General features: G+C 71.8%; 22 protein-coding genes and 1 pseudogene. 12 read left to right on the plus strand and 11 right to left on the minus strand.

What is annotated here, in order from left to right; genetic code table 11:
- Positions 1–79: 79 nt before the first annotated feature.
- Positions 80–1,306 (minus strand): HRDC domain-containing protein, encoded by a 1,227-nt coding sequence (locus AB0I15_RS13255; RefSeq protein WP_358094205.1) that lies wholly within the window; start codon positions 1,304–1,306, stop codon positions 80–82.
- A 45-nt stretch (positions 1,307–1,351) separates the two neighbouring features.
- The gene (locus tag AB0I15_RS13260) at positions 1,352–1,948 is read right to left on the minus strand and encodes a DUF3000 domain-containing protein (RefSeq protein WP_358094208.1); all 597 of its coding nucleotides are present in this window, start codon (positions 1,946–1,948) and stop codon (positions 1,352–1,354) included.
- A 642-nt stretch (positions 1,949–2,590) separates the two neighbouring features.
- Between AB0I15_RS13260 and hemE the strand changes: the two genes are divergently transcribed.
- Entirely contained in the window at positions 2,591–3,595 is a 1,005-nt protein-coding gene (hemE, locus tag AB0I15_RS13265) for a uroporphyrinogen decarboxylase (protein ID WP_358094402.1), read from the plus strand.
- Positions 3,596–3,620: 25 nt separating this feature from the next.
- On the opposite strand, the gene AB0I15_RS13270 is transcribed toward hemE, so the two are convergent.
- Positions 3,621–4,577, minus strand: coding sequence for a DUF4349 domain-containing protein (locus AB0I15_RS13270; RefSeq protein ID WP_358094210.1), 957 nt, complete (start codon positions 4,575–4,577; stop codon positions 3,621–3,623).
- Positions 4,578–4,684: 107 nt separating this feature from the next.
- On the opposite strand from AB0I15_RS13270, the gene hemG reads away from it, so the two are divergent.
- Complete coding sequence (gene hemG, locus AB0I15_RS13275) at positions 4,685–6,088, plus strand: protoporphyrinogen oxidase (RefSeq protein WP_358094212.1); 1,404 nt, start codon at positions 4,685–4,687, stop codon at positions 6,086–6,088.
- A gap of 5 nt (positions 6,089–6,093) precedes the next feature.
- The gene (gene hemQ, locus AB0I15_RS13280; RefSeq protein ID WP_358094214.1) at positions 6,094–6,795 is read left to right on the plus strand and encodes a hydrogen peroxide-dependent heme synthase; all 702 of its coding nucleotides are present in this window, start codon (positions 6,094–6,096) and stop codon (positions 6,793–6,795) included.
- A gap of 512 nt (positions 6,796–7,307) precedes the next feature.
- On the opposite strand, the pseudogene AB0I15_RS13285 reads toward hemQ, so the two are convergent.
- Positions 7,308–7,655, minus strand: a pseudogene (locus AB0I15_RS13285) (ABC transporter ATP-binding protein); the annotation flags it as partial.
- A gap of 181 nt (positions 7,656–7,836) precedes the next feature.
- Here AB0I15_RS13285 and AB0I15_RS13290 point away from each other — a divergent pair.
- A complete protein-coding gene (locus AB0I15_RS13290; protein ID WP_358094217.1) occupies positions 7,837–8,664 on the plus strand; it encodes a hypothetical protein in 828 nt (275 codons plus the stop codon).
- A gap of 172 nt (positions 8,665–8,836) precedes the next feature.
- Here the strand turns inward: AB0I15_RS13290 and msrB are convergent, their stop codons facing one another.
- Positions 8,837–9,238, minus strand: coding sequence for a peptide-methionine (R)-S-oxide reductase MsrB (gene msrB / locus AB0I15_RS13295; RefSeq protein ID WP_358094404.1), 402 nt, complete (start codon positions 9,236–9,238; stop codon positions 8,837–8,839).
- A gap of 332 nt (positions 9,239–9,570) precedes the next feature.
- Between msrB and ligD the strand changes: the two genes are divergently transcribed.
- Together ligD and AB0I15_RS13305 are read left to right on the plus strand one after the other, a co-directional pair.
- Entirely contained in the window at positions 9,571–10,590 is a 1,020-nt protein-coding gene (gene ligD / locus AB0I15_RS13300; RefSeq protein ID WP_358094220.1) for a non-homologous end-joining DNA ligase, read from the plus strand.
- Between the two features lie 111 nt (positions 10,591–10,701).
- Positions 10,702–11,019 (plus strand): hypothetical protein, encoded by a 318-nt coding sequence (locus AB0I15_RS13305; RefSeq protein ID WP_358094223.1) that lies wholly within the window; start codon positions 10,702–10,704, stop codon positions 11,017–11,019.
- Here the strand turns inward: AB0I15_RS13305 and AB0I15_RS13310 are convergent.
- A complete protein-coding gene (locus AB0I15_RS13310) occupies positions 11,001–11,813 on the minus strand; it encodes an MBL fold metallo-hydrolase (protein ID WP_358094226.1) in 813 nt (270 codons plus the stop codon). The two genes, AB0I15_RS13305 and AB0I15_RS13310, sit on opposite strands and share 19 nt — an antisense overlap.
- Positions 11,814–12,202: 389 nt before the next feature.
- Here AB0I15_RS13310 and AB0I15_RS13315 point away from each other — a divergent pair, with 389 nt between their 5' ends.
- Entirely contained in the window at positions 12,203–12,697 is a 495-nt protein-coding gene (locus tag AB0I15_RS13315) for a hypothetical protein (RefSeq protein ID WP_358094229.1), read from the plus strand.
- Positions 12,669–13,403 (plus strand): class F sortase, encoded by a 735-nt coding sequence (locus AB0I15_RS13320; protein ID WP_358094232.1) that lies wholly within the window; start codon positions 12,669–12,671, stop codon positions 13,401–13,403. The genes AB0I15_RS13315 and AB0I15_RS13320 overlap by 29 nt, the downstream gene beginning before the upstream one ends.
- On the opposite strand, the gene AB0I15_RS13325 is transcribed toward AB0I15_RS13320, so the two are convergent.
- Positions 13,404–15,554 carry an acyl-CoA dehydrogenase gene (locus tag AB0I15_RS13325; protein WP_358094235.1) on the minus strand — a complete coding sequence of 717 codons (2,151 nt, stop codon included), beginning with the start codon at positions 15,552–15,554 and terminating at the stop codon, positions 13,404–13,406.
- Positions 15,555–15,855: 301 nt separating this feature from the next.
- On the opposite strand from AB0I15_RS13325, the gene AB0I15_RS13330 reads away from it, so the two are divergent.
- From AB0I15_RS13330 to AB0I15_RS13340, 3 genes are read left to right on the plus strand one after another with little or no spacing between them, the layout of a single operon-like run.
- Positions 15,856–16,200 (plus strand): RNHCP domain-containing protein, encoded by a 345-nt coding sequence (locus AB0I15_RS13330; protein WP_358094238.1) that lies wholly within the window; start codon positions 15,856–15,858, stop codon positions 16,198–16,200.
- 1 nt (position 16,201) lies between these two features.
- Positions 16,202–16,600, plus strand: a complete 399-nt coding sequence (locus AB0I15_RS13335) for an RNHCP domain-containing protein (RefSeq protein ID WP_358094241.1) — start codon at positions 16,202–16,204, stop codon at positions 16,598–16,600.
- A 41-nt stretch (positions 16,601–16,641) separates the two neighbouring features.
- A complete protein-coding gene (locus tag AB0I15_RS13340) occupies positions 16,642–17,502 on the plus strand; it encodes an alpha/beta fold hydrolase (RefSeq protein ID WP_358094243.1) in 861 nt (286 codons plus the stop codon).
- Here the strand turns inward: AB0I15_RS13340 and AB0I15_RS13345 are convergent.
- Both AB0I15_RS13345 and AB0I15_RS13350 read right to left on the minus strand, forming a co-directional pair.
- Positions 17,468–18,343, minus strand: coding sequence for a tetratricopeptide repeat protein (locus tag AB0I15_RS13345; protein WP_358094246.1), 876 nt, complete (start codon positions 18,341–18,343; stop codon positions 17,468–17,470). The two genes, AB0I15_RS13340 and AB0I15_RS13345, sit on opposite strands and share 35 nt — an antisense overlap.
- A 19-nt stretch (positions 18,344–18,362) precedes the next feature.
- Positions 18,363–19,796 (minus strand): aldehyde dehydrogenase family protein, encoded by a 1,434-nt coding sequence (locus tag AB0I15_RS13350; RefSeq protein ID WP_358094249.1) that lies wholly within the window; start codon positions 19,794–19,796, stop codon positions 18,363–18,365.
- Positions 19,797–19,919: 123 nt separating this feature from the next.
- On the opposite strand from AB0I15_RS13350, the gene AB0I15_RS13355 reads away from it, so the two are divergent.
- Positions 19,920–21,005 (plus strand): class I SAM-dependent methyltransferase, encoded by a 1,086-nt coding sequence (locus AB0I15_RS13355; RefSeq protein ID WP_358094252.1) that lies wholly within the window; start codon positions 19,920–19,922, stop codon positions 21,003–21,005.
- Positions 21,006–21,067: 62 nt separating this feature from the next.
- Here AB0I15_RS13355 and AB0I15_RS13360 read toward each other — a convergent pair whose 3' ends face one another.
- On the minus strand, positions 21,068–21,991 hold the full coding sequence (locus AB0I15_RS13360) for a hypothetical protein (RefSeq protein WP_358094255.1): 924 nt from the start codon (positions 21,989–21,991) through the stop codon (positions 21,068–21,070).
- A complete protein-coding gene (locus AB0I15_RS13365; RefSeq protein ID WP_358094258.1) occupies positions 21,991–22,371 on the minus strand; it encodes a MaoC/PaaZ C-terminal domain-containing protein in 381 nt (126 codons plus the stop codon). The genes AB0I15_RS13360 and AB0I15_RS13365 overlap by 1 nt, the downstream gene beginning before the upstream one ends.
- Between the last annotated feature and the right edge of the window lies 1 nt (position 22,372).

Raw genomic sequence — 22,372 nt, forward strand, 5'->3', positions numbered from 1 at the left:
CCCCGGGTGACGGCCGCGAACTTCCCCGGCGGGCCGGTCGAAGCTCTCAGGAGCTCATACCCGCCCGCGGGGTCGTTCCTCAGGGCTCGCCGCGAGTCTCCAGCCTGGACAGGGCCTTGCCGATGGGCTGGGCGGTGAGCCGGAGCTGCCACTCGCGGGCGCCGAGTTCGCGCAGCCTGGCCGTCACGCTCTCCTCGCTGAGGTCGGCGGGCGGCTCCCAGGTCAGCCGCCGCACGGCGTCGGGCTGCAGCAGGTTCTCCGTGGGCATGTGATGCTCGTCGGCCAGCGTGGCGACCACGGCGCGGGCGGCGGCCAGGCGCTTGGCGGCGGCCGGGTCGCGGTCGGCCCAGCGGTTGGGCGGAGGCGGCCCGTCGCCGGGCGTGCTGGGCGCGGGAAGCTGGTTCTCCGGCAGGGCGCGTGCCCTGGCCACCGCGCTGAGCCAGTCGGACATGTGCCGGCGCGCACTTCGCCCGGTGAATGCCGAAATTTCGGTCAATGCCTTCTTTGTACGCGGCCCTTCCAGCGCGGCGCTGACGATGGCCGCGTCGGGCAGCACCCGCCCCGGCGCGAGATCGGCGTCGCGGGCGATCCGGTCGCGCATGGTCCACAGCTCACGCACGATGGCCAGGGCCCGGACGTTGCGTACCTTGTGAATGCCGGACGTCCGCCGCCACGGGTCTGACCTGGGGGCCGGCGGCGGGGTGTTGAGCACGGCGGCGAACTCCTCGCGCGCCCACTCCAGCTTCCCGCTCTCCACCAGTTCGCGGTGGAGCACGTCACGCAGCTCGACGAGCACCTCGACGTCGAGTGCGGCGTAACGCAGCCAGTCTTCCGGCAGCGGCCGGGTGGACCAGTCGGCCGCCGAGTGCCCCTTCTCCAGCCGCAGCCCGAGCACGGTCTCGACCATCGTGCCGAGCCCCACCCGCTCGTAGCCGAGCAGCCGTCCGGCCAGCTCGGTGTCGAACATCTCGCGCGGCTTGAACCCCACCTCCATCAGGCACGGCAGGTCCTGCGACGCGGCGTGCAGCACGATCTCGGCGCCGGCCACGGCCTCGTCGAGCGCGGACAGGTCGGGGCACCCGATCGGGTCGATCAACGCGCTGCCCGCTCCGGCCCGGCGGAGCTGGACCAGGTAGGCGCGGTTGCCGTAGCGGTAGCCGGAGGCGCGTTCGGCGTCGACCGCGACGGGGCCGGTGCCCGCGGCGAATCGCGCCACGACCTGGGCCAGCCCGGGGGCGTCGGCGACGACAGGGGGGATGCCCTCGCGCGGCTCGAGCAGTGGCTCCACTGTGCGTTCTTCTGTCATGAGTTCACCGACCTCATGACGCTGGTGCTGTCTTGACTGGTGCCCTCACTTCGTTCGGTCACTCTCCGGATCATCACGTCGGCGGGGCAGCGCGGCCACGTCGGGCGGGAGCGGCGGGATCCCCGCCGCCAGGCACATGAGGTCGCACCAGGCGGCGACATGGCCGGAGAGATCCTCCTGCGTGGGTGACCAGGACGCCCGCAGCTCGAGCTCCGTCGTGACCGGATCGTCGGCCTTGTTGCCGAACCCCTCGGAAACGGCTCTTGTCACCGTACCGCCAGCGGCGGAGTAGTCGGCTTGATGTGCCTCGAGAGCCTCGGTCAGCCAGCTCCAGGCGACGGGCCCGAGCAGCGGGTCGGAGGTGATCTCCGGCTCCATGTCGGCCCGGACGTAGGCCACCAGCCGGAACGGGCCCTCCCATCCGCGCTGGCCGTCGGGGTCGTAGAGCAGGATCAGCCGGCCGACCGCGAGCTCGTCGTCGTCGCGGTAGACCGACGCGCCGATGGCCGCCGAGTAGGGGGCCAGCCGCTGCGGCGCGGGAAGGTCCTCGAGCTCGATCTCCGGTCTGACCTCCGCCAGCCGCAGGCTCTCGGCCGCGCGCGTGAACGCGGCCGGAGGCGGTGGCCGGTCACCGAGTGTCATAGCCGAAGCGTAGGTCGAAGACGGACGGAAGGGGACCACGGGGGTGCTCATCCTTCGTGATCAAGCCGCTGCCGTAACCAGCTGGCGAACCGGGCGGGTGGACTCGGCGGAGCCGAGCATGATCGCGTGGCCGCACTCGAGGCAGGCCCATTCGGGACACTCGCCCGGCTCGTGCCCGTCAAGGCAGGCCGGTTGCTCGAACGGTCGCACACCGGCGCATGAAGGGCAGCGCTCACTGCGGCGCTCTGGGGAACTCCACAACGCGGTCATCGCATGAGTCATCGAACCGGGGCCTTTCTTCGGGTCGTGGCTCCGACGTTGGCACGAGCCGCTGACAATTCCCCGCAACGCGCTCGGCGTGTCCCGAAAGTGGTCGCTGAATCGATGCCGCGCGGTGGGTTGGCGAACATTTGGCCCAGTCGAGACCGGCTCTCTGGTCGGGCATGGGGTGTGTTCGACCCGTGTGCGACGCCGATGCCGAGCAGACCGGTAAACCTTCATCTGGCTATCTGATCATGATTTGGGGTGTCCAATGCATGTTTTTCCGACACCTCGCCGCCGTGCGCCCGGGTGCGCTCCCGTGTTGGGACCGCCTGCCGTACATGGCACCCTGGTGTGGTGAACCTCGCCGACTCCGCGTTCCTGCGTGCCTGCCGCCGCCAGCCCGTCCCCCACACACCTGTCTGGTACATGCGCCAGGCCGGGCGGTCGCTGCCGGAATACCTCAAGGTCCGCGAGGGTGTGCCCATGCTCACCGCGTGCGCGACGCCCGACCTGATCGTCGAGGTCACCATGCAGCCGGTCCGCCGCTACGGCGTCGACGCGGCCATCTTCTTCAGCGACATCGTGGTCCCGCTCAAGGCCATCGGCGTCGACCTCGACATCAAGCCGGGCGTCGGCCCCGTCGTGGCCGACCCGATCCGCGACGCCAGGGGCCTCGAGGCGCTGCGCCCGCTCGAGCCCGGCGACGTCTCCTACGTCACCGAGGCCATCGAGGCGCTCACCGGCGAGCTGGGCGGCACCCCGCTGATCGGCTTCGCCGGCGCCCCCTTCACCCTCGGCTCCTATCTCATCGAGGGCGGCCCGTCGAAGAACCACGACCGCACCAAGGCCATGATGTACGGCGCCCCCGAGCTGTGGCACGCCCTCATGGAGCGGCTGACCGACATCGTCCTCACGCACCTGCGGATCCAGATCGCCGCCGGCGCCTCGGCCGTGCAGCTCTTCGACTCGTGGGTGGGGGCGGTGGCCGCGGCCGACTACCGGGAGTTCATCCTGCCCCACACCCGGCGCATCTTCGAGGGCGTCGCCGGCGTGCCGCGCATCCACTTCGGCGTGGGCACCGGCGAGCTGCTCGGCGTGCTCGGCGAGGCCGGGGCCGACGTGGTGGGCGTCGACTGGCGGGTCCCGCTCGACGAGGCGGCCGGCCGGGTCGGGCCCGGCAAGGCGCTGCAGGGCAACCTCGACCCGGCGATCCTGCTGGCGCCGTGGGAGGTCGTGGAGCGCAAGGCCCTGGAGGTGCTGCGGCGGGGCGAGGCGGCCGAGGGCCACGTGTTCAACCTGGGCCATGGGGTGTTGCCCTCGACCGACCCCGACCAGCTCAAGCGCCTGACGGACCTCGTCCACGAGCACTCTCCGGCGGCCTGACGCACGTTCGCGTCGGCCCTGCGGGTCAGGCGGGCTCGGCGGGGGCCGACGGGGGAGCGGGGCGCCTGGCACGGTCGCGCCGCACCAGATAGGTCACCAGCGCGATCAGCGGCAGCGAGACGATCAGCCACGGCAGGAGCGCGCCGACCACCGTCAGGGCCGTCTTGGTGAAGGAGACCAGCGCCTGCCAGCCGGCCTTCAGCCCGCCCACGAACCCCGCCGGCTCCTCCGCCGGGTCCTCGACGACGGTCACGGGGCCGACCAGTCGCAGCGTCAGCGTGGCCATGGCGACCTGCGTGGCCAGCTCCTTCTGCTGGGCCTGGAGTGACTCCAGGTCCGCCTCGCGTGCGGAGATCTCCCGTTCGACCTGCAGCACCTGGCCGATCGTGTCGGCCTTCTTCAGCAGCGTGCGCAGGGACTCCAGGGACTGCTGCGCCGACTTCAGCCGGCTCTCGACGTCGGCCACCTGCAGGGTGACGTCCTGGGTGCCCTGGTTCATCGAGAGCTGCTTGCCGAGGTCCCGGCCGAGCCGTCCGAGCACCTCGGCGTATTTGGCGGGCGGGATCTTGAACTCCAGCATGGCGGAGTCCTCGGTGTCGCTGGCGGAGCTGGTCTCCTCCTTGGACAGATGGCCCCCGGCCGCGATGACGATCTGCTTGGCCTGCTGGACCGCGGAGCCGACCTCCTTGGCCCGCACGGTCATGCTCGCGGTGTAGATGACCTGGCGCTGCTCCTGCTGGGCCACCTTGACGTTGGAGACGACGCTCTCACCCCCGGCGGACTGAGGCGCCTTGCTGGGCCGGGCCATCCTCGCGGCGCTCTCCTCCCGCGTGGTGGCGTCGGAGTCGGCCGCCGTGGCCGGCTGGGGCGCGGCGGCCCCCGCCTCATCACCCCGGCTCTGGAGGGACATGCCGCCACCGCAGCCGGTCAGGAACACGGCCGCGCAGACCGAGAGTGCGACGGCGTACCGGAATCTCCTCATGCCCATAAGACGGGTCGTGGGTCGGCGCGGTTTGACGAAAGGAATCACGGTACGGTCACGCGCCCCGAGCGGCTGGGCGAGCCCGTGAGGCGGTAGCGTCATGAGGCGTGGAAGGGAATCGGGCCCACGTGGTCGTCATCGGCGGGGGGATCTCGGGTCTGGCCGCCGCGTGGTATCTGCGCCAGGGCGCGGGCGAGCGGGTCAGGGTGACGGTGCTCGAAGGCTCCCCGCGCATCGGCGGCAAACTGTACGCCTCCGAGGTCGCCGGGGTGAGCGTCGACGCCGGAGCGGAGTCCATGCTGGCCAGGCGGCCCGAGGGCAAAGAGCTGGCCAGGGCCGTCGGGCTGGGAGACGACCTGGTCCTGCCCGGCACCACGCGCTCGGCCATCTACACCAGGGGCGCCCTGCGCCATCTGCCGAAGGGCCAGATCATGGGCGTGCCCGCCGATCTGACCGAGCTGGCCAGGTCGGGCATCGTCTCGCCCGCCGGTCTGCTGCGGGTGCCGCTCGACCAGATCCTGCCGGCGACCCTGGTCCGCACCGACGTGTCCGTGGCCGCCTACATCCGCGCCAGGATGGGCGCCGAGGTCGTGGAGCGGCTGATCGAGCCGCTGCTCGGCGGGGTCTACGCGGGCCGGTCCGACCTGTTGTCGCTGGAGGCCACGATGCCGCGCGTGGCCGCCGTGGCGCGGTCGGAGCGCTCGCTGCTGAGCGCGGCCAGGCAGCTCGTCGACGAGGCGCCGAAGGACGCGGGGCCGGTCTTCACCTCGCTGCGCAACGGCGTCGGCAGCCTGCCCGAGGCGGTCGCCAAAGAGTCGGGCGCCGACATCAGGACCGGCGTCACCGTACGCGAGCTGCGCAGGACCGGGCACGGCTGGCAGCTCGTCACGGGCCCGGTGCCGAGGCCCGAGATCGTCGAGGCGGACGCGGTGATCGTGGCCACGCCGGGACCCGCCGCGAGCAGGCTGCTCAAGGCCGAGGCGCCCAAGGCGGCGAGCGAGCTGGCCAGGATCGAATACGCCAGCATGGCGGTCGTGACGCTGGCGTACCCGATCGACGCCTTCCCCGAGCCGCCGGCGGTCAGCGGCTACCTCGTGCCGCCCGTGGAGGGGCGGCCGGTCAAGGCGGTCACGTTCAGCTCGGTGAAGTGGCCCCACCTGGCCAGGGACCTGGTGATCCTGCGCTGCTCGATCGGCCGGCTCGGCGAGGAGCAGCTCCTGCAGCGCGACGACGCCGAGCTGGTCTCGCTGGCCATGGCCGAGATGGGCGACGTGATGGGCGTGCGCGGCCTGCCGGCCGACACCCGGGTGACGCGGTGGGGCGGCGGGCTGCCCCAGTACAACGTGGGCCACCTCGACCGGGTGGCCAGGGTACGCGCGGCGGTGGCGGTGCAGCCGGGGCTGGCGGTGTGCGGGGCGGCCTACGACGGCATCGGGATCCCCGCGTGCGTCGGCACCGCCCGTACGGCCGCGGCCCGGATTCTCGACCACCTGAGCCTGCGAGGAGAATAGGCACCATGACAGAGGGCGCTCCGCGGCCGAAGGCCCGCGATCTCAACCAGGTGATCCGTTACACGATGTGGTCGGTCTTCCAGGCGACCGAGCCGTGTCCGTCCAACCGCGACGAGCTGGCCGCGGAGGTGCAGGAGCTGCTCGACCAGGCCGCCGGGAAAGACGTCGTGACCAGGGGGGTCTACGACGTGGCGGGGTTCAGGGCCGACGCCGACTTCATGTTCTGGTGGCACGCGCCCACGCCCGAGGACCTGCAGGACGTCTATGCCAGGTTCCGGCGCACGACGCTGGGCCGACACAGCAGGCCGGTCTGGTCGGCGATGGCGCTGCACCGGCCGGCCGAGTTCAACAAGTCGCACGTTCCGGCCTTCCTCGCCGAGGAGGAGCCGCGCGGCTACGTGAGCGTCTATCCGTTCGTGCGCTCGCTGGAGTGGTATCTCCTGGAGGACTCCGAGCGGCGGGCGATGCTGGCCGAGCACGGCAGGATGGCGCGTGACTATCCCGACGTGCGGGCCAACACCGTGGCGTGCTTCTCGCTCAACGACTACGAGTGGATGCTGGCGTTCGAGGCCGACGAGCTGCACCGGATCGTCGACCTGATGCGCACGCTGCGCGGGGCGCAGGCGCGCCGGCACACGCGCGAGGAGATCCCCTTCTACACCGGCGCCCGCAAGCCGGTGCAGGAGCTCATCGCCGCCCTCCCGTAAGCGGCCCTCCCGTGCACAGGGCGCGGGTCAGCGGGTCAGGGCCGCGCGCAGGCGCCAGGAGCCGAGGGCGAGGAAGGCCGCCGCGTACGCCGCCAGCACGCCGAGCTGCGGCAGGATCGTGCCGTTCTCGCGCAGCAGCACGGCGAAGCCGTCCAGGGCCCAGGCGTGCGGGGTGACGTGGTTCGACCATCTCGCGGGCCTCGGCGTCGTCGCCGACCCGCACCACCTCCATCTGGCCGGACCGCTCCAGGGCCGCCACCAGCTCGGCTCCTCGCGGGCCCGATCCGCCGGTGACGCCCGGCCGCGGGGCGAGGCCCGAGCCGAACGACAGGCCCAGCACCATGATCAGCACGATCGGGAAGATGACCACGAAGAAGATGCTGGTCCGGTCCTTGAAGAGCCTGACCAGGTTGACCCAGGCGATGGCGATCATGTCCTGAGCATCCTTTGTTGAGCCGGCGTTTCATGCCGCCCGAATACTCCTTGATCGGGTCTCCGGCCCGCTCGGTCAGGCCGATGACCTGGAGGACCTCGTCGATCCTGGGGCGGGCGGCGGAGCGGCCGAGGCCGTACAGGCGGGCGAAGAAGCGCAGGTTCTCGCGGGCGCTGAGGTCGGGGTAGAGGGCCAGGTCCTGGGGCACGTAGCCGATCTGCCGCTTGCCCCATGTGCTGGTGGTGCCGTGGGGGCGGCCGCGGACGAGCACCTCGCCGCCGTCGCGGCCGAGAATGCCGGCGATCATCGAGATGGTGGTGGTCTTGCCGGCGCCGTTGGGGCCGAGAAGGCCGTAGGTCTCACCGGCCTCGATGGTCAGGCTGACGTCGTCGACGGTGACGAGATCGCCGAGCGTCTTCCGTAAAATTACGACATTTCAGTATCTCGTCGCCGGGCACGTTTGCAGTCTGCTCAGCTCGATCAAGGAAGAGCAAGACCCAAGTCGGCGATCCCACTGAATTGATCTATCCCCTTTGTCACAATCAGGGAAATCTCTTGTTCTTGGGCGTGGCGCGGGGGTGGCGCGTTCCAGGGGAGCGGAGTGCGGGGTGGGCGAGTCCGGACATCGGAGTCATCGGCGGCGCGCCGCCGGCCGTCACGCGGCGGGACGTTCCCGGCACGCGCGCGGCCGTACCAGGGGGAGGGCGCGATGGGCGGCCGGGGCGCTGGCGCTGGCCGGCGGGGCGGCTGTGCTGTTCTCCGTCCACGGGGCGGTGTTCACTTCCGGATCCGCGACCTACGCCCTGGACACGACGCCCGGCGCGGCAGGCGACCCGGCCCCGGGCTCCGCCGGGTCGTCGTCGATCAGGCCCTTCTCGACCGGCTCGTCCGCGATCGGGTCGTCAGGGCTGTCCGGCCGGGAGGCGACGGCGGGCGCTGAAGCCGAGTCCGAGGCCGAGTCAGAGGCCAGGTCGCGGGAGCAGCGCAGGTCGGCGCCGCCCGAGTCCGCGCCGGCGGCCGAGCCGGGATCGGTGGAGGGGGCGAGCGTCCCCGAGGACCTGCCGGCGGGCGGGCCGGAGCCGGGCGACGGGGACGACTACCGGGCCGACGGGCCCTCCCGGCATACGGATCACCAGGCGGCGCGGTATTTCCGTACACAGTGGGGTTCGGGGGACAAGGCGCTGAAGCGCCTCAAAGACATCCGCACCGTCGGCGGATATTTGCGCATTTATACGGATTTGCCGGAAAGTGCCGACAATTCCGCCACCGCCATCACGCTGTGCGAGCGCGGCCTGGAATATCTGCGCGCCCGCGGAGTGAGCGATCCGGTGGTGTTCGTCCAGGCGGAGTTCGGGGGGAACGGGAATCCGGTGCTCGCCAACATCCTCGGCCCCTCCGACCGCACCTGCCGGGTCACCCATCCCGCGCCGGACTGACCGGCCGGTCCGGATCAGCGGACCCGGACCCGCGTCTTCGCGCACACCTCACACCGCTGCGTGACCACACGCCCTATGACCTCGATCGTCACCCAGCGGTGGCGAAGATGGACAAAGCGCACACGCCACTCCTACCCTCCGGCGGCGATCAGTACGCCGTGTCGCTAGTCGATCACGGTTTGGGTTCGAGTCGCAGGGAGATCGAGTTGATGCAGTAGCGATCGTCCGTTGGAGTCGGATAACCCTCGCCGTGGAACACGTGCCCGAGGTGCGAGTCACACCGGGCGCAGCGCACCTCTGTGCGGACCATACCGTGGCTGCGGTCGTCTATCAGCTTCACCGACTCGGACTCGGACGGCTCGAAGAAGCTCGGCCACCCGCAGTGCGACTCGAACTTCGTGTCCGACCGGAACAGCTCCGCGCCGCAGGCCCGGCAGGAGTAGACCCCCTCGGTCTTGGTGTCGACGTATTCCCCCGTGAACGGGCGCTCGGTCCCGGCCTCCCTGAGGACGTGAAACTCCTCGGGCGACAGCTCGGTCCGCCACTCGGCCTCGCTCTTGACCACCTTGTCCACCTTGTCCATACGTCAAGACTACGAGATCCGGCAAAAAGAGATTTCCGGCGGGTGAAGCATCCTTTCTAGGGCGATTCTGCGTCTTTGTCAGCAAGGGGGTGTCCATCGCCTCCTGCCAAGGGGTGAGATCGTCCGAGGATCCCGCCAAGCGGCACAGCCCACGCCCGTGCTGGCGCCGCTGGGGATCAACATGGGCCGGCCGGGCGGCGCGCCAGCGCCCGGAACGGCAGCGGGCGATCTGATGGCCCGTCCCGTCGAGCCCCCGGTCCCGCCACCGAGGCGGCTCCGGGGCGGGCCCACCTCGCTTGACGCCAGGGAGTAGGTTCGGTGGCATGGCATCGCCGTACATAGAGCTCGAGGTAGGGGAGCGGACCGTCAAGGTCACCAATCCCGACAAGATCTACTTTCCAGAGATCGGCGCCACGAAGCGGGAACTGGTCGAATACTACGTCAGCGTCGGCGAAGGGGCGCTGCGGGCGCTCAAAGACCGGCCCACGAACCTGAAGCGGCACCCGGACGGCGTACAGACCGAGGCGATCTACCAGAAGCGGATGCCGCCCAAGCACCCCGACTGGCTCCAGTCCGTGACCGTGACCTTCCCCAGCGGCCGTACGGCGGAGTCCCTGCGGGTCACGGAGGTGGCGGCCATCGCCTACGGCGCCAACCTCGGCACCATCGACTTCCACCCCTGGCAGGTCCGCGCCTCCGACGTCGAGCACCCCGACGAGCTGCGCATCGACCTGGACCCGCAGCCCGGCCTCGGCTTCGACGCCGCCCGCAGGGCCGCTTTCCTGACCAGGGAGGTGCTGGAGGAGCTCGGGCTGGCCGGCTTCGTCAAGACGTCCGGCAACCGCGGCGCGCACGTCGCCGTCCGCATCGAGCCGCGCTGGGACTTCGTCCAGGTCCGCCACGCGGGCATCGCCCTGGCCAGGGCGGTCGAGGAGCGCGACCCCGGCCTGGTGACGACGGCCTGGTGGAAGGAGGAGCGCGGGGACCGGGTGTTCATCGACTTCAACCAGAACGCCAGGGACCGCACGGTGGCCAGCGCGTACTCGGTCAGGGCCCAGCCGCACGCGCCCGTCTCGGCCCCGCTCACGTGGGAGGAGCTCACGGACGCCGACCCGCGCGACTTCGACATCCGCACCGTGCCCGCCCGCTTCGCGAAGGTCGGCGACGTGCACGCCACCATCGACGACCGTGCCTACTCCATCGAGCCCCTGCTCGACCTGTACGCCCGCGACGACCGAGGCGACATGCCCTACCCGCCCAACTACCCGAAGATGCCCGGCGAGCCCAAGCGCGTCCAGCCGAGCAAGGCCAGAGACGTGCCCGGCGAGAACGAGCCGGGGTAGGCCGGCGTCGTGCCCGGGCCGGACGGGTGGGAGCCGGCTCGACGGCATGACCCTGTTCGGCGAAGGGTGGGGTCAGGAGCCGAGCCGGAGGCGGGCATGGGCGGTGCCGGGATGGACAGGCTGGATCGAGGGCCGATCACCGACGAGCGTTTCCTGGCGCGGGCGGACGCCGAGTCGGCTGAGGACGGCGGCGCGACGGGTGTGATCACCGTGTGCCGGCCGGCTCAGGGGCGCCACCGGCTTCGTAGCCTGATGCACCTGCTCGGGGCGGAGCAGGGCCTCATGCTCGTGCCGGAAGGCACACCACCGCCGGAGTCGCTGCGCGAGCTGGGCTGGCGGAAGGCGCGGCAGATGGTGGACGAGGTGTCCGGCCTGCCGCTCGACGTCCTGCGGGGGCCGATCCCCGGCGATCACCGCCGTACGAGGTGATGCGGCGCCAGTTCGCGTGTCTCGCCCCTGCCCATGTACACGACCCGGTCCGTCAGCCCCGCCTGCTCGATGTGGTGGCGGAAGTCGTCCAGCGGTGAGCCGAAGGCGTCGTAGTCGTCGAGGTGGACCGGTACGACCGTGTGCGGGTTGATCAGGTCCACCCACGCCGCGCCCTGTTCCCCGTCCATGGTGATGGGCAGCGTGCCGAGCAGCTTGGCGCCGCCCAGGTGCACGATGGCCAGGTCGATGTCGGGGAAACGGCGCGGGATCGCGTCCAGGCGGCGGTCGAGCAGGGTGTCGCCGCTGATGTGCAGGCGCAGCTCCACGCGTTCGTCCCGGTTGCAGAACTCCAGCATCGTGCCGATCACGGGCGGCAGCAGCGCCTCGGCCAGGCCCGGCGCGTGTTTGGCGGGCAGGGCGGTGATCATGACCGTGCCGTCGGCGCCGCGCAGCTCGTGCTGGTGCCACGCCTCCAGGCCCACGCTGCCGCGGAAGCCGCGCCGGCGCAGCCGTCCGGCGGCCGCGGTGGTCGTGACGATCGGCGTGTCCTTGTCCAGGCTCCGCCGGGCCACCCGGTCCCAGTGGTCACCGTGCAGGTGGGACAGCACCACCGCGTCCAGCGGCGGCAGGTCCCCGACCTCCACGGCCGGGTCCTTGAGGCGCCGCGCGGACATGCCGAGGCCCAGGTACGCCCGCTGGCCCCGGTGCAGGAAGTGCGGATCCGTCAGCAGCGTGAAGCCGTTGTAGCGGATGAGCGTGGTGGCGTTACCGATGAACTGCAGGCTTCCTCTCACCTTTCGACTCACCCCGGATGCGGCGGCCGCTGCTCGGGAGGCACACTGCCGCCTCTGCGGGCCTTGGCCGTGCCGTGCGGGCGGGAGACGCGCTTGGCGCCGCTCTTCGTCTGGGGAATGAGCTTCGCCGAGTCCGCGTCAGCCGCTGTCTTGCCCGATCTGCGAAGTTCAGGCTGTTGTGGATTGCTCATGGCATTTGTCCCCCTTTGTGGGTATCCCTGCCACGCGAGGCCGTTGCCAAACCCTCCGTGTCCGGCTGGTTTCACTTCGGTCACATTACTTGACTCTCGGTCTAATAATTCGCAAGGCTCTCTTGTGCGTCGGGGGGCGACAACCGATTCTGGAGCCTTCTCATGGCAAGAGTTCGACGTCTCGCAGCGGCTGGAGCGGTGACCGCCTTCGTGGTCGCGGGCGTGAGCCTGGCGGCCGGCCTGGGCCCCGCCTCCGCGTCCACCACGGCGTCCACCATGGCCCACGACGACCCTTTGGTGCCGGGGTCGGTGTCCACGTGCCTGCTTCCGCTGCCCCTCCTGTGTGACGAACAGCCCGGCGACTCCTGGTCGGGCGGCACCCCCGCACCCCACGATTCCTGGTCGAACGCGCCCATACCCGACGACTCGTGGTCGGACGCGCCGAAACCGCAAGAGTCCTGGCCGGGCCCGGAGAAATCCACCCATCCATGGCGACCGGCGGGCGAGCGCGAGCACAAGGTGCCCAAGGGGCATCCGGAGACCGGTGGCGGCGCGCTCGCCGAGCACGAGCCGGTGTGGCCGTTCGCGGTGGGCGGGGCGGCGCTGCTGGCCGGCGCCGGGCTGGCCGGCGTCGCGGTACGCCGCCGCAGGGACGACGCCCGGCGTGACGGGAGCGTCGATCCCGTCGGGTGATGCGGCCGGTGACGAGCGGGGGTCGATGGTGGGGCGTGGCGGGCTTGGGCAGCGGCTCATTGCGGGCGGCGCCGTCGCCGTGTCGCTGGGCGGGGTGCTGCTGATCGGGCTCGGGCTGAGCGGCATCCTGGGCGGCGAGCCCGAGCGCGTACCGGCGGCGGCCGAGCGGAGCCGGTCCGCGCGGGCCCCCGCCCCGCTCGCGGACGTGCCGCTGTCCGGCGTGGCCGATCCCATGAGGGCGGCCCGGCCCACGGCCGTCTACATCCCGTCGATCGGGGTGGCCGCGCCGCTGATGGAGCTGGGACTCGACGCGAAGGGCGCCATCCAGAACCCGCCGTTCGACCCGCCGAACGTGGCCGGCTGGTACCGCTACGGACCCGTACCCGGGCAGCGCGGCGCCGCCGTGATCACCGGCCACCTGGACACCAGGACCGGTCCCGCCGTCTTCGCCCGGCTCGGCACCGTCAGGCGCGGCGACCAGATCCAGGTGCTGCGCGCCGACCGCTCGGTGGCCGTCTTCGTCGTGGACAAGGTCGAGCACACGCCGAAGCGCGGCTTCCCGGCCAAGAAGGTGTACGGCAAGCTGGCCTACCCGGGCCTGCGGCTGGTGACCTGCGGCGGGACGTTCGACCGGAAGGCGCACAGCTACCAGGACAACACCATCGTGTACGCCCACCTCGCGGCCCCGTACTATCCCAAGAGCTGATCACGGGTCGCGCGGCAGCCCGAGGGCGCGCTCGGCGATGATGTTGAGCTGCACCTCCGTCGTGCCCCCGCCGATCGTGAACGCGCGGGTGGTGAGGATCATCCGGTTCCAGTAGTGGTCCGACGGGGCCAGCGACCAGCAGAACTCCGAGATCGCCTGGGCGTGCCGCATGCCGAGCAGCTTGCGCACGCTCGAGGCGGTCCCCGGGCCGGCGCCGGAGAGCTGCGAGAGCGTCACGCGCAGGCCGAGCGCCGCGACGGCCTGGCCCTCCGCCCACAGGCGGCCCGCCTGCTCGCGCTGCGCCTCCCGCAGCGGGGGCAGCCGGGCGATCGTCGCGATCATGTCGGTGTGCCGCGAGCCCGGCCCCCAGGAGTCGCCGAGCGCGACGCGTTCGTGGGACAGCGTGTCGCGCGCCACCCGCCAGCCCCGGTCCACCTCGCCGACGACCAGGTCGTCCGGTACGAAGACGTCGTCGAGGAAGACCTCGTTGAAGATCTCGTCCCCGTTGATCTCCTTGAGCGGCCTGACGGTGACCCCGGGAGCGGACATGTCAACCAGGAAGTACGAGATCCCGTCATGCTTTGATTTTTCGGGGGAAGTCCGGGCGAGGCAGATGCCCCAATGGGCGTACTGGGCCAGCGACGTCCAGATCTTCTGACCGGTCAGCGACCAGCCGCCCTCCACCTGGATGGCCTTCGTCGACAGCCCGGCCAGGTCGGAGCCCGCGCCCGGCTCGCTGAAGAGCTGGCACCAGACGATCTCGCCGGTGAACGTCGTGGGCAGGAAGCGTTCCTGCTGCTCACGGGTGCCGTACCGGACGATGGAGGGGACCGCCCACGCCGCGATGCCCAGGTTGGGACGCTTGAGGTCGCGGAACTCCTGGTGGATGATGACCTGTTCGAGCGGCGAGGCGTCCCTGCCCCACGGCCGGGGCAGGTGCGGCATGATCCACCCCTCCCGCGCGAACCGGCCGAGCCTGGCCGGCCGCTCCTCGGCCCGCAGCGAGGCGGCCTGGGCCCTGACGGCGTCCCTGACGGGGGCGGCCTCCTCGGGCAGGTCGGGCTCCATCCGCCGCCGCACCCCGGCGAGCGCCAGCTCCGTCACCTGCTCGGCCCACGGGCCGGGGTCGCCGGCGAGCATGCGGTCGGACAGGGCCCTGCGGTAGTAGCGGTGCGCGTCGTGCTCGAAGGTGTAGCCGATGCCGCCGAGCACCTGGATGGCGTCCGCCGCGCAGCGCACCGCCGCCTCGGGCGCCAGCACCGCCGCCGCGGCCACGGCCAGCACGACCTCCCCGTAAACCGGCCTCGCCCCACAGGCGCCGCCCGTACGCGCGGCTCTCGCCTGGCCGGCCGTCCTCACTTCGCCGGCCGTCCCCGTCCCCGCCTCGCCGGCCGTCCCCACTTCACCGAGCGTCCCCGTCCCCGCCTCGTGCTGGGTCCGGGTCTCGTCCAGTGCCCTGGCGGCGTCCCAGACGGCGGCGCGGGCCTGTTCGAGTGCCACCAGCGCCCCGGCCACCCGGTGCTTGACCCCCTGGAACTGCCCGATCGGCCGCCCGAACTGCTCGCGCACCTTGGCGTGATCGGCCGCCGTCGCGACGGCCCACGCCGCCACGCCGCACGCGTCCGCGCCGAGCAGCACGGCGGCGATCTCCCGTACCGGGACGTCGCCGAGCACCCGGTCGGCGGGGACGTTCCGCACGATGACCGAGCACAGCGCCCGGTCCAGATCGACGCCGTCGCAGGGCTCGGCGACGACGTCACCGCGCTCCAGCACGGCCCACGCCCCACCGGCGGGAACGAGGAACAGATCCGCGTCCGCCGCCCCCAGCACGGCATCGGGGGTCAGCGCGACGGCGGCGGTCAGGGAGCCGTCGGCGAGCCCAGGGGGCGACTCGCGCCACGCGCCGGGCCAGGCGAGCACCGCCGACGCCAGGACGCTCGCCAGGTACGGCCCCCGCACCCGCCGCTCGCCCAGCGCCTCCAGCGCCACGCAGAGCTCCAGCAGCCCGTACCCCTGCCCGCCGCACTCCTCCGGCAGATGCAGCCCCAGTAACCCTTGCCCGGCCAGCGCCGCGTGGTCGGCGTTGCGCCCGGCCAGCCCCCGTACGGAGGCGGCCAGCGCGAGGTGCTCTTCGGTCAGCCCGATACCCATGCCCCCGAATCTAGAACCCTATTCGGTCCAGCTCCAGCCCGCCCGGCGGCTCGCCGCCCCCCGAAAACGGTTGGCGACCGGCGACCGGCCCCCGTTAGGCTGGCGAATGTCCGATGCGTCTGCGGGTGTGACCACCCGCCGGAGGGAGTGCGTCAATGCCTGGCACCGCGCCGAGTGCGCCTCGTCGTGCCGTGGGCGAATCCTGCCTCCGACGTCACCACCTCTGACAGGACAGACCTCCTGCCGCGAGGCGCTCCTTCGCTGCCCTGAATGACCTTCATTTCGGCAAGGAGTCCTGAGGTTGACCACCATCGGCAAGACCTTCCCGTGCGTACGCTGCGGTCTCACCGTGGCCGAGCACGCTCCCGACGGCGCCCGCCGCAACCACTGCCCGAGCTGCCTGCACTCGCTGCACGTGCTCGACCGGGTGGCCGGCGGCCCGTCCGAATGCGGATCGCGGATGATCCCCATCTCGATCGCCGTCCTGCGCACCGGCGAATGGATGCTCATCCATCGCTGCACCCGGTGCGGTGAGCTGACGTCCAACCCCATCTGCGGGGACGACAACCAGCTCATCCTCATGCGCATGGCCGTACGGCCACTGGCGCAGCCGCCGTTCCCGCTCGAAGCGTTCGGCGACCTGTGACATGCCGAGGAGGAACCCAGGCCGGGAAAGGCCGCAACGGCGTAAACAGGTGCACGGAGAGCCGGTGGACGCGTTCCGCTGCGTCGGCTGCCGGCTCGACGTGCCGATGATCGCGCCGGGCACCGCGCACCGCAACCACTGCCCGCACTGCCTGACGAGCCTGCACGTCGACCATCGGATCCCGGGGGATCGGCGGGCGGCCTGCCGGGGCCGGATGGCGGCGCTGAGCGTCACCGTCCGGCGGGACGGGGAGTGGCTGATCATCCACTGCTGTCAGTCGTGCGGCGGGCTCAGCGCCAACCGCATCGCGGGCGACGACAACGCGCTGGCCCTGCTGCGCGTCGCCGTCCGCCCGCTGTCCGACAGCCGCCTTCCGGTCAGCGCGCTGCTGGCCCTGTGAACCCTCGCCGGGACCGCCCGGCGAGGGATAGGCTCGTCCCCGTGATATCGGAATTCGAACTGGCGCTCGATGGCGGCCGGGTGCTGCACGCCTACGACTCGGCGCCCGGTGTCGCCGGCCGACTGCCCGTCCTCTGGCATCACGGCACGCCCAACACCGGCATGCCCCCCGAGCCGCTCTTCGAGGCCAGTGACCGTCTCGGCCTGCGCTGGGTGTCCTACGACCGGCCCGGCTACGGCGGCTCCTCCGCCGAGCCCGGCCGCGACCTCGCCTCGGCCGCCGACCACACCAGGCGGGTCGCCGACGCGCTGGGCATCGGCCGCTTCGCCGTGATGGGCCACTCCGGCGGCGGCTCCCACGCCCTGGCCTGCGGCGCCCTGCTCCCCGACCGGGTCCTGGCCGTGGTGAGTCTGGCCGGTCTGGCCCCCTACGACGCCGAGGGCCTCGACTGGTACGCGGGCATGTCCGCCTCCGGCGTGGCCTCCCTGCGCGCCGCCGCCGCGGGGCGCGAGGTGAAGGAGCGCCACGAGGCGACGGCGGCGTACGACCCCGAGATGTTCACCCCCGAAGACCACGCGGCGCTCGAGGGCGACTGGTCCTGGGTCGGCGGCCTGGTCGGCCCGGCCCTGGCCGGCGGCCCCGGCGGGCTGATCGACGACGACCTGGCCTACGTCACCCCGTGGGGCTACGACCCGCGGAAGGTGGGCGCCCCGGTCCTGCTCGTCCACGGCGACCGCGACCGGGTGGTGCCCGCCTCGCACGGCCGGTGGCTGGCCCGCCACTGCCCTGCGGCCGAGCTGCGCACGCATCCCGGCGACGGGCACATCTCGATCCTGCGGCAGGCCGAGGCCGCCCTCGACTGGCTGGTCAGTCGTCCGACTCCAGGTGCAGCGCCTGGGTGAAGTCCGAGACCGCCTCCTCGTGCCGGTCCAGCTCCTGGTGGATCTCGCCCCGCACCCGATACGCCCACACATATTCGGGGTCCAGCTCGATCGCCCGGTCCAGGTCCTTCAGCGCCGCCTCGCTGTCGCCCAGCTCGCTCAGCACCGCGCCCCGGCTCCCGAGCGCCCGGTCGTTGGCCGGGTCCAGCTCCAGCGCCCGGTTCAGGTCCGTCAGCGCCTCCTCGTAGCGGTCGATCATGCGCAACGCCTCGCCGCGCCGGCTCAGCGCCCGCACATACTCCGGGTCCGCCTCCAGGGCCTTGGTGTAGTCGTCGATCGCCTCGGGGTAGAGCTGCAGGCGCTGGTACAGGTCGCCGCGGGCCACCCACGAGTACGCCAGCCCCTCGTTCAGGGCGATGATCTTGCCGTGCTCCTCCAGGGCCTCGTCCAGCCGGTCGAGGTCCACCAGGACGTCCGCCCTGGCCTCCAGGATCCAGAGCGAGTCGGGGGAGAGGGTCAGCGCGTGCTCGAAGTCGGCCATGGCCTCCTCCAGGCGGCCCATGGCGGTGTGCACCTGGCCGCGCGAGCCGAGCGCGTACGCGCTGTCGGGCTCCAGCTTCAGCGCCTCGTCGAAGTCCCCGAGGGCGGCCTCGTGCCGTTCGATCAGGCGGTGGGCCTCGCCGCGCAGCCGCCAGGCGCGGGCGTTGTCCGCCACCAGCGCGATCGACTCCGTAAGGTCGGCGATCGCGGCGTCGTGACGCGACAGCGCGATGTACGATTCGGCCCGGCTGCGCAGCACCGACGCACGAGACTGGGCCGCCGCCTCGGACAGCCCGGAATGGTCCTTGATCCCCTCGCTCATGAGGCGTAAATCTATCCAACTAAATCTGGATAATGGCCGCCTTTTCGCGGGTGTACTCGAGGACCGAATCGTGGCCGTAGCCGCTGTCCTTGACCCCGCCGAACGGCAGCCCGGCGGGCATCTGGCGGAAGGTGTTCACCCAGACCGTGCCGCTCTGCAGGTCCCGGACGAAACGGTGCGCGCGGCCCAGGTCACGGGTCCAGACACCGGCCGCCAGCCCGTACGCGGAGTCGTTCGCGATCTCCAGCGCCTCCTCGTCCGACGAGAACGGGATGGCCACCGCCACCGGCCCGAAGATCTCCTCCTGGCACACGCGCAGCGAGTTGTCCTCCGTCGTGTACAGCGTGGGCGCCACCCAGTAGCCGCCGGGCAGCTCCGGCACCACGTCGGCCCCGGTCCGGGCGCCGAAGAGCAGTTCCGCGCCCTCCTTCTCGGCCAGCTCCAGGTACGACGTCACGCGCTCGTACTGGCCGGCCGACACGATCGGTCCCATCGTCGTGGCCAGGTTCAGCGGGTCGCCCAGGACCACGCTCTCGCAGGCGTGCCGGATGCGGCCCAGCATCTCGTCCCAGATCGAGCGGTGGAGCAGGATGCGCGAGCCCGCCACGCACACCTGGCCGGCGTTGCCGGTGTAGATCGAGTTCACGGTGACGCCCTTGGCGGCGGCGTCCAGGTCGGCGTCCGGGAAGACGATGTTGGGGGACTTCCCGCCCAGCTCGAACGTCATCGGCTTCAGCGCGTCGGCCGAGGCCCGGGTGATGGCCTGGCCGGTGGCCGTCGAGCCGGTGAGGCTGATCTTGCCGACGCCGCGGTGGCGCACCAGGGCGTCGCCGACCTCCTCGCCCAGGCCGCTGACGATGTTCAGCACGCCGGGCGGGAACACCTCCGCCAGCAGTTCGCCCAGCCGCAGCACCGACGCGCTCGCCTGCTCGGCCGGTTTGACGATCACCGTGTTGCCCGCCGCCAGCGCGTACGCGGCCTTGGCCGAGAACGTGGAGATCGGCGAGTTCCACGGGATGATGCAGACCGCCACCCCGTACGGCTCCCGCCGCGTCAGCCCCAGCGCGTCGGGCCCGAGCACCACGGTGTCGCCCTTGACCGCGTCGAGGCACTGCCCGGCGGCGATCTGCCACAGGTACGCCATCCCCGGCAGGTCCCGCTTCAGCGTGTCGCGCAGGATCCGGCCGTTGTCGCGCGTCTCCAGCCTGGCCAGCTCCTCGGCATGCCGGCCGAACAGCTCCGCCACCTTGCGCAGGAAGTGGGCCCTGGCCACGGCGGGCAGCGCCGACCAGGCGGGGAACGCCCGGCGGGCCGCCTCGACGGCCGCCTCCGCCTCCGCAGCGCCGCTCGCCGGGATCTGGGCCCACGCCTCGCCCGTGGCCGGATCGACGGTGTCCATCACGCGTGCGGCGGGAAGCAGCTCTCCGCCGATGAGATTACGAAAGTCAGGCACGAAACCAAGCATATGCTTGCTCAAGAAGAGCGGCCAGTGCCGGGGGAAAGATCACGTAAAGCGCGCGAAGGCGGACGCATAGTCCGGAACAGTCCGGGCACAACGCCTCGCGGGGTGGTGACTATGGCGCACAGATTGCTGGGCAAGTTGGCGTACGGCTCCCGTTACGACCGTGTCCCCTGGGGGCAGCGGGTCTACGTCCGGCCGGGGGAGCGGCGCATCCGGGAGGCGCAGTGGGCCTGGCTCACCAGGCGCGCGCCGATCATGACGCTGGCCGACTACGAGCGGCTGCGGTCGCTGGGCGAGATCGAGGAGTTCCTGAGCTGCATGATGTGCGGGGAGTCCCGCCAGCAGCCGCTCTTCGAGCCGACCGGCGGCGCGGAAGGTCGTAAGGGCTGGCGCTACCACGTCGTCCGCTGCCCCTCCTGCGGCTTCCTCTACCGCAACCCCAACGTGCGCCCCGAGCGCCTCGGCGATCTGTACGCCACCGGCTACAGCAACTTCCTGACCGGCAAATACGCCGCCAACCGGCAGCGCCGCTACGACCTGACCATGAAGGCGTTCTCACCGGTCTTCGACGAGGGCAAGGAACGCCGCCTGCTCGACTTCGGCTCGGGCGTCGGCCTGTTCCTGGAGCTGGCCGAGCAGCGGGGGTTCGACGCCTTCGGGGTGGACCTGTCGCCGGAGTCCGTGGCCCAGGCCAACGAGCGGCTGAGCAGGGCGCGCACCTACTACGGCGCGCCCGAGGACGTGCCCGAGATCGCCGCGGGCGGGTTCGACGTGATCACGCTCTGGTCGGTGCTCGCGCACCTGCCCAGGCCGCTGGAGGACTTCGCCAGGTTCAGGAGCCTCCTGGCGCCCGGCGGGGTGCTGCTGATCCTTACCGTGAACGCGCACTCGCTGCTGCTCAAGGCGTACGGGTCGAAGTGGAGCGGCTTCACCAAGAACCACCTGATGTTCTACTCCTCGGAGACCGTGCGCACCCTGCTGGGCCGCAGCGGCTTCGCGGGCGTGGCCTTCGCGCCGCACTACGGCGACACCGTCGAGGCCGGCACCACGAAACTGGACGCCGACCTGACGGCGCGGCTGCGCCGCAACGTGGAGCTGAGCGACGGCGGCAACATGATGCGCGTGCTGGCCTTCGCCGACGAGGAGGCGATCGGCCGCTGGAGCGGCGGCCCCCTGCCGGTCCACCGCCTGCACGCCTAGAACCGCCCGCCCGGAGTAGCCCGTACACCCGGAGTCGCTGCCACGCCGGAGGCCGCCCGCGCTCAGAGTTCGGGCACTCCGAAGTCGGAGGTCTGCGACGGCTTGGCGAGCTCCGGGTCGAGTCGCTCGATCAGCCGCAGCACCAGCGCCGCCCGCCGCACCCGCTCCCGTCCGAGCTCCTTGGGCACCACGCCGAGGTGCCCGCCCGAGGGGTAGATGTTGGGCGCGTTCCGCAGCCCCATCTTCAGGTAGACGGGGGCGGCGGCCCGGATGATCTCCACCGCCTCGTAGAACCGGACGAACCCGCCCTGGTCATCCGGCACCTCCAGGTAGAGGTCGATCGGCAGCCCGGTCGCGGCCCGGATCTCGGCGAGCTGCGGCGCGGTCAGGTCGGTGCCCACGTTGACGGTGCCCGCGCCCAGCCGCTCGTAGATCGCGGCGGTCGGCCCGTTCGTGAGCGGCATCAGCACGGACGTCTTCAGCACCAGGTTCGCCGGCAGCGTGCCGTCCTGCTTCAGCGCCCGCAGCACCTCCAGCGCGCCGAGGTCGCCCACGAGCAGGCTGCGGATGCCCAGCGAGCAGGCCCGCAGCGCGTCCGCCAGGCACGCGGCCACCATCGCGTTCCCGCGCGCCGCCGCCCCGACGGCCTGGGTGAGCTTGGCCTGGCCGCCGGTGTCCCAGGCGGCCCGCGGCCCGAGGAACAGGTTGACCTCGATGCCGCGCTCGGCCCCGATCCGCGCCATCCGCGTGATCTCGTCGTCGGTCAGCATCATCACGCCGCTGCCCTGCGAGGTCCTGGCCACCGGCACGCCGAGCCGGTCGGCCTCCGCGACCACCGCCTCCAGCACGTCCGGTCCCTCGACGCTGGGGATCTCGAACCGGTAGGGGGCCCCGTCCGCGAACCGCGCCCCGGACACGGCGGCGGCCCGCACCACCGGATGCCCGAGGCGGTCCATGAGGGCGTGGAGGTCGGCAAGGCTGGTCATCAGGGGGTCTCCTCGTCGTAGATCACTTCAGCGCGCCCGAGCGTGGTACGCCGGCCCGTGTCGTCCTCGCCCCACAGCTCCACCTCCGCCCGGTTCCCCTCGGTGGACACCACCCGGCCCCGGCACGTGTGGGCCCGGTCGCGGAAGTCCATGCCACGGTAGCTGACCTCGAGCACGGCCAGCCGCCCCCGCCCGCCGAGCCACTCCGTGACGAGCCGGCCCAGGTAGGCGGCCTTGAGCAGCCCGTGCACGGCCAGTTCCGGGTGGCCGAGCGAACGCGCGAAGTCCAGGTCGTAGTGCATCTCGTAGAAGTCGCCCGAGGCGCCGGCGTACTCGACGAGCCGGCGCAGCGTCGTGGTCTCCGTCAGCGGAGGAAGCACG

This window comes from Nonomuraea sp. NPDC050643, assembly GCF_040654715.1.
Classification (GTDB): Bacteria; Actinomycetota; Actinomycetes; order Streptosporangiales; family Streptosporangiaceae; genus Nonomuraea.

Bases quoted from the DNA above. Each gene is read 5' to 3' on its own strand.
- AB0I15_RS13255 (WP_358094205.1), bottom strand. From the start codon at position 1,306: ATGACAGAAGAACGCACAGTGGAGCCACTGCTCGAGCCGCGCGAGGGC.
- AB0I15_RS13260 (WP_358094208.1), bottom strand. From the start codon at position 1,948: ATGACACTCGGTGACCGGCCACCGCCTCCGGCCGCGTTCACGCGCGCG.
- AB0I15_RS13270 (WP_358094210.1), bottom strand. From the start codon at position 4,577: ATGAGGAGATTCCGGTACGCCGTCGCACTCTCGGTCTGCGCGGCCGTG.
- hemQ (WP_358094214.1), top strand. From the start codon at position 6,094: ATGACAGAGGGCGCTCCGCGGCCGAAGGCCCGCGATCTCAACCAGGTG.
- ligD (WP_358094220.1), top strand. From the start codon at position 9,571: ATGGCATCGCCGTACATAGAGCTCGAGGTAGGGGAGCGGACCGTCAAG.
- AB0I15_RS13305 (WP_358094223.1), top strand. From the start codon at position 10,702: ATGGACAGGCTGGATCGAGGGCCGATCACCGACGAGCGTTTCCTGGCG.
- AB0I15_RS13325 (WP_358094235.1), bottom strand. From the start codon at position 15,554: ATGGGTATCGGGCTGACCGAAGAGCACCTCGCGCTGGCCGCCTCCGTA.
- AB0I15_RS13335 (WP_358094241.1), top strand. From the start codon at position 16,202: ATGCCGAGGAGGAACCCAGGCCGGGAAAGGCCGCAACGGCGTAAACAG.
- AB0I15_RS13345 (WP_358094246.1), bottom strand. From the start codon at position 18,343: ATGAGCGAGGGGATCAAGGACCATTCCGGGCTGTCCGAGGCGGCGGCC.
- AB0I15_RS13355 (WP_358094252.1), top strand. From the start codon at position 19,920: ATGGCGCACAGATTGCTGGGCAAGTTGGCGTACGGCTCCCGTTACGAC.
- AB0I15_RS13360 (WP_358094255.1), bottom strand. From the start codon at position 21,991: ATGACCAGCCTTGCCGACCTCCACGCCCTCATGGACCGCCTCGGGCAT.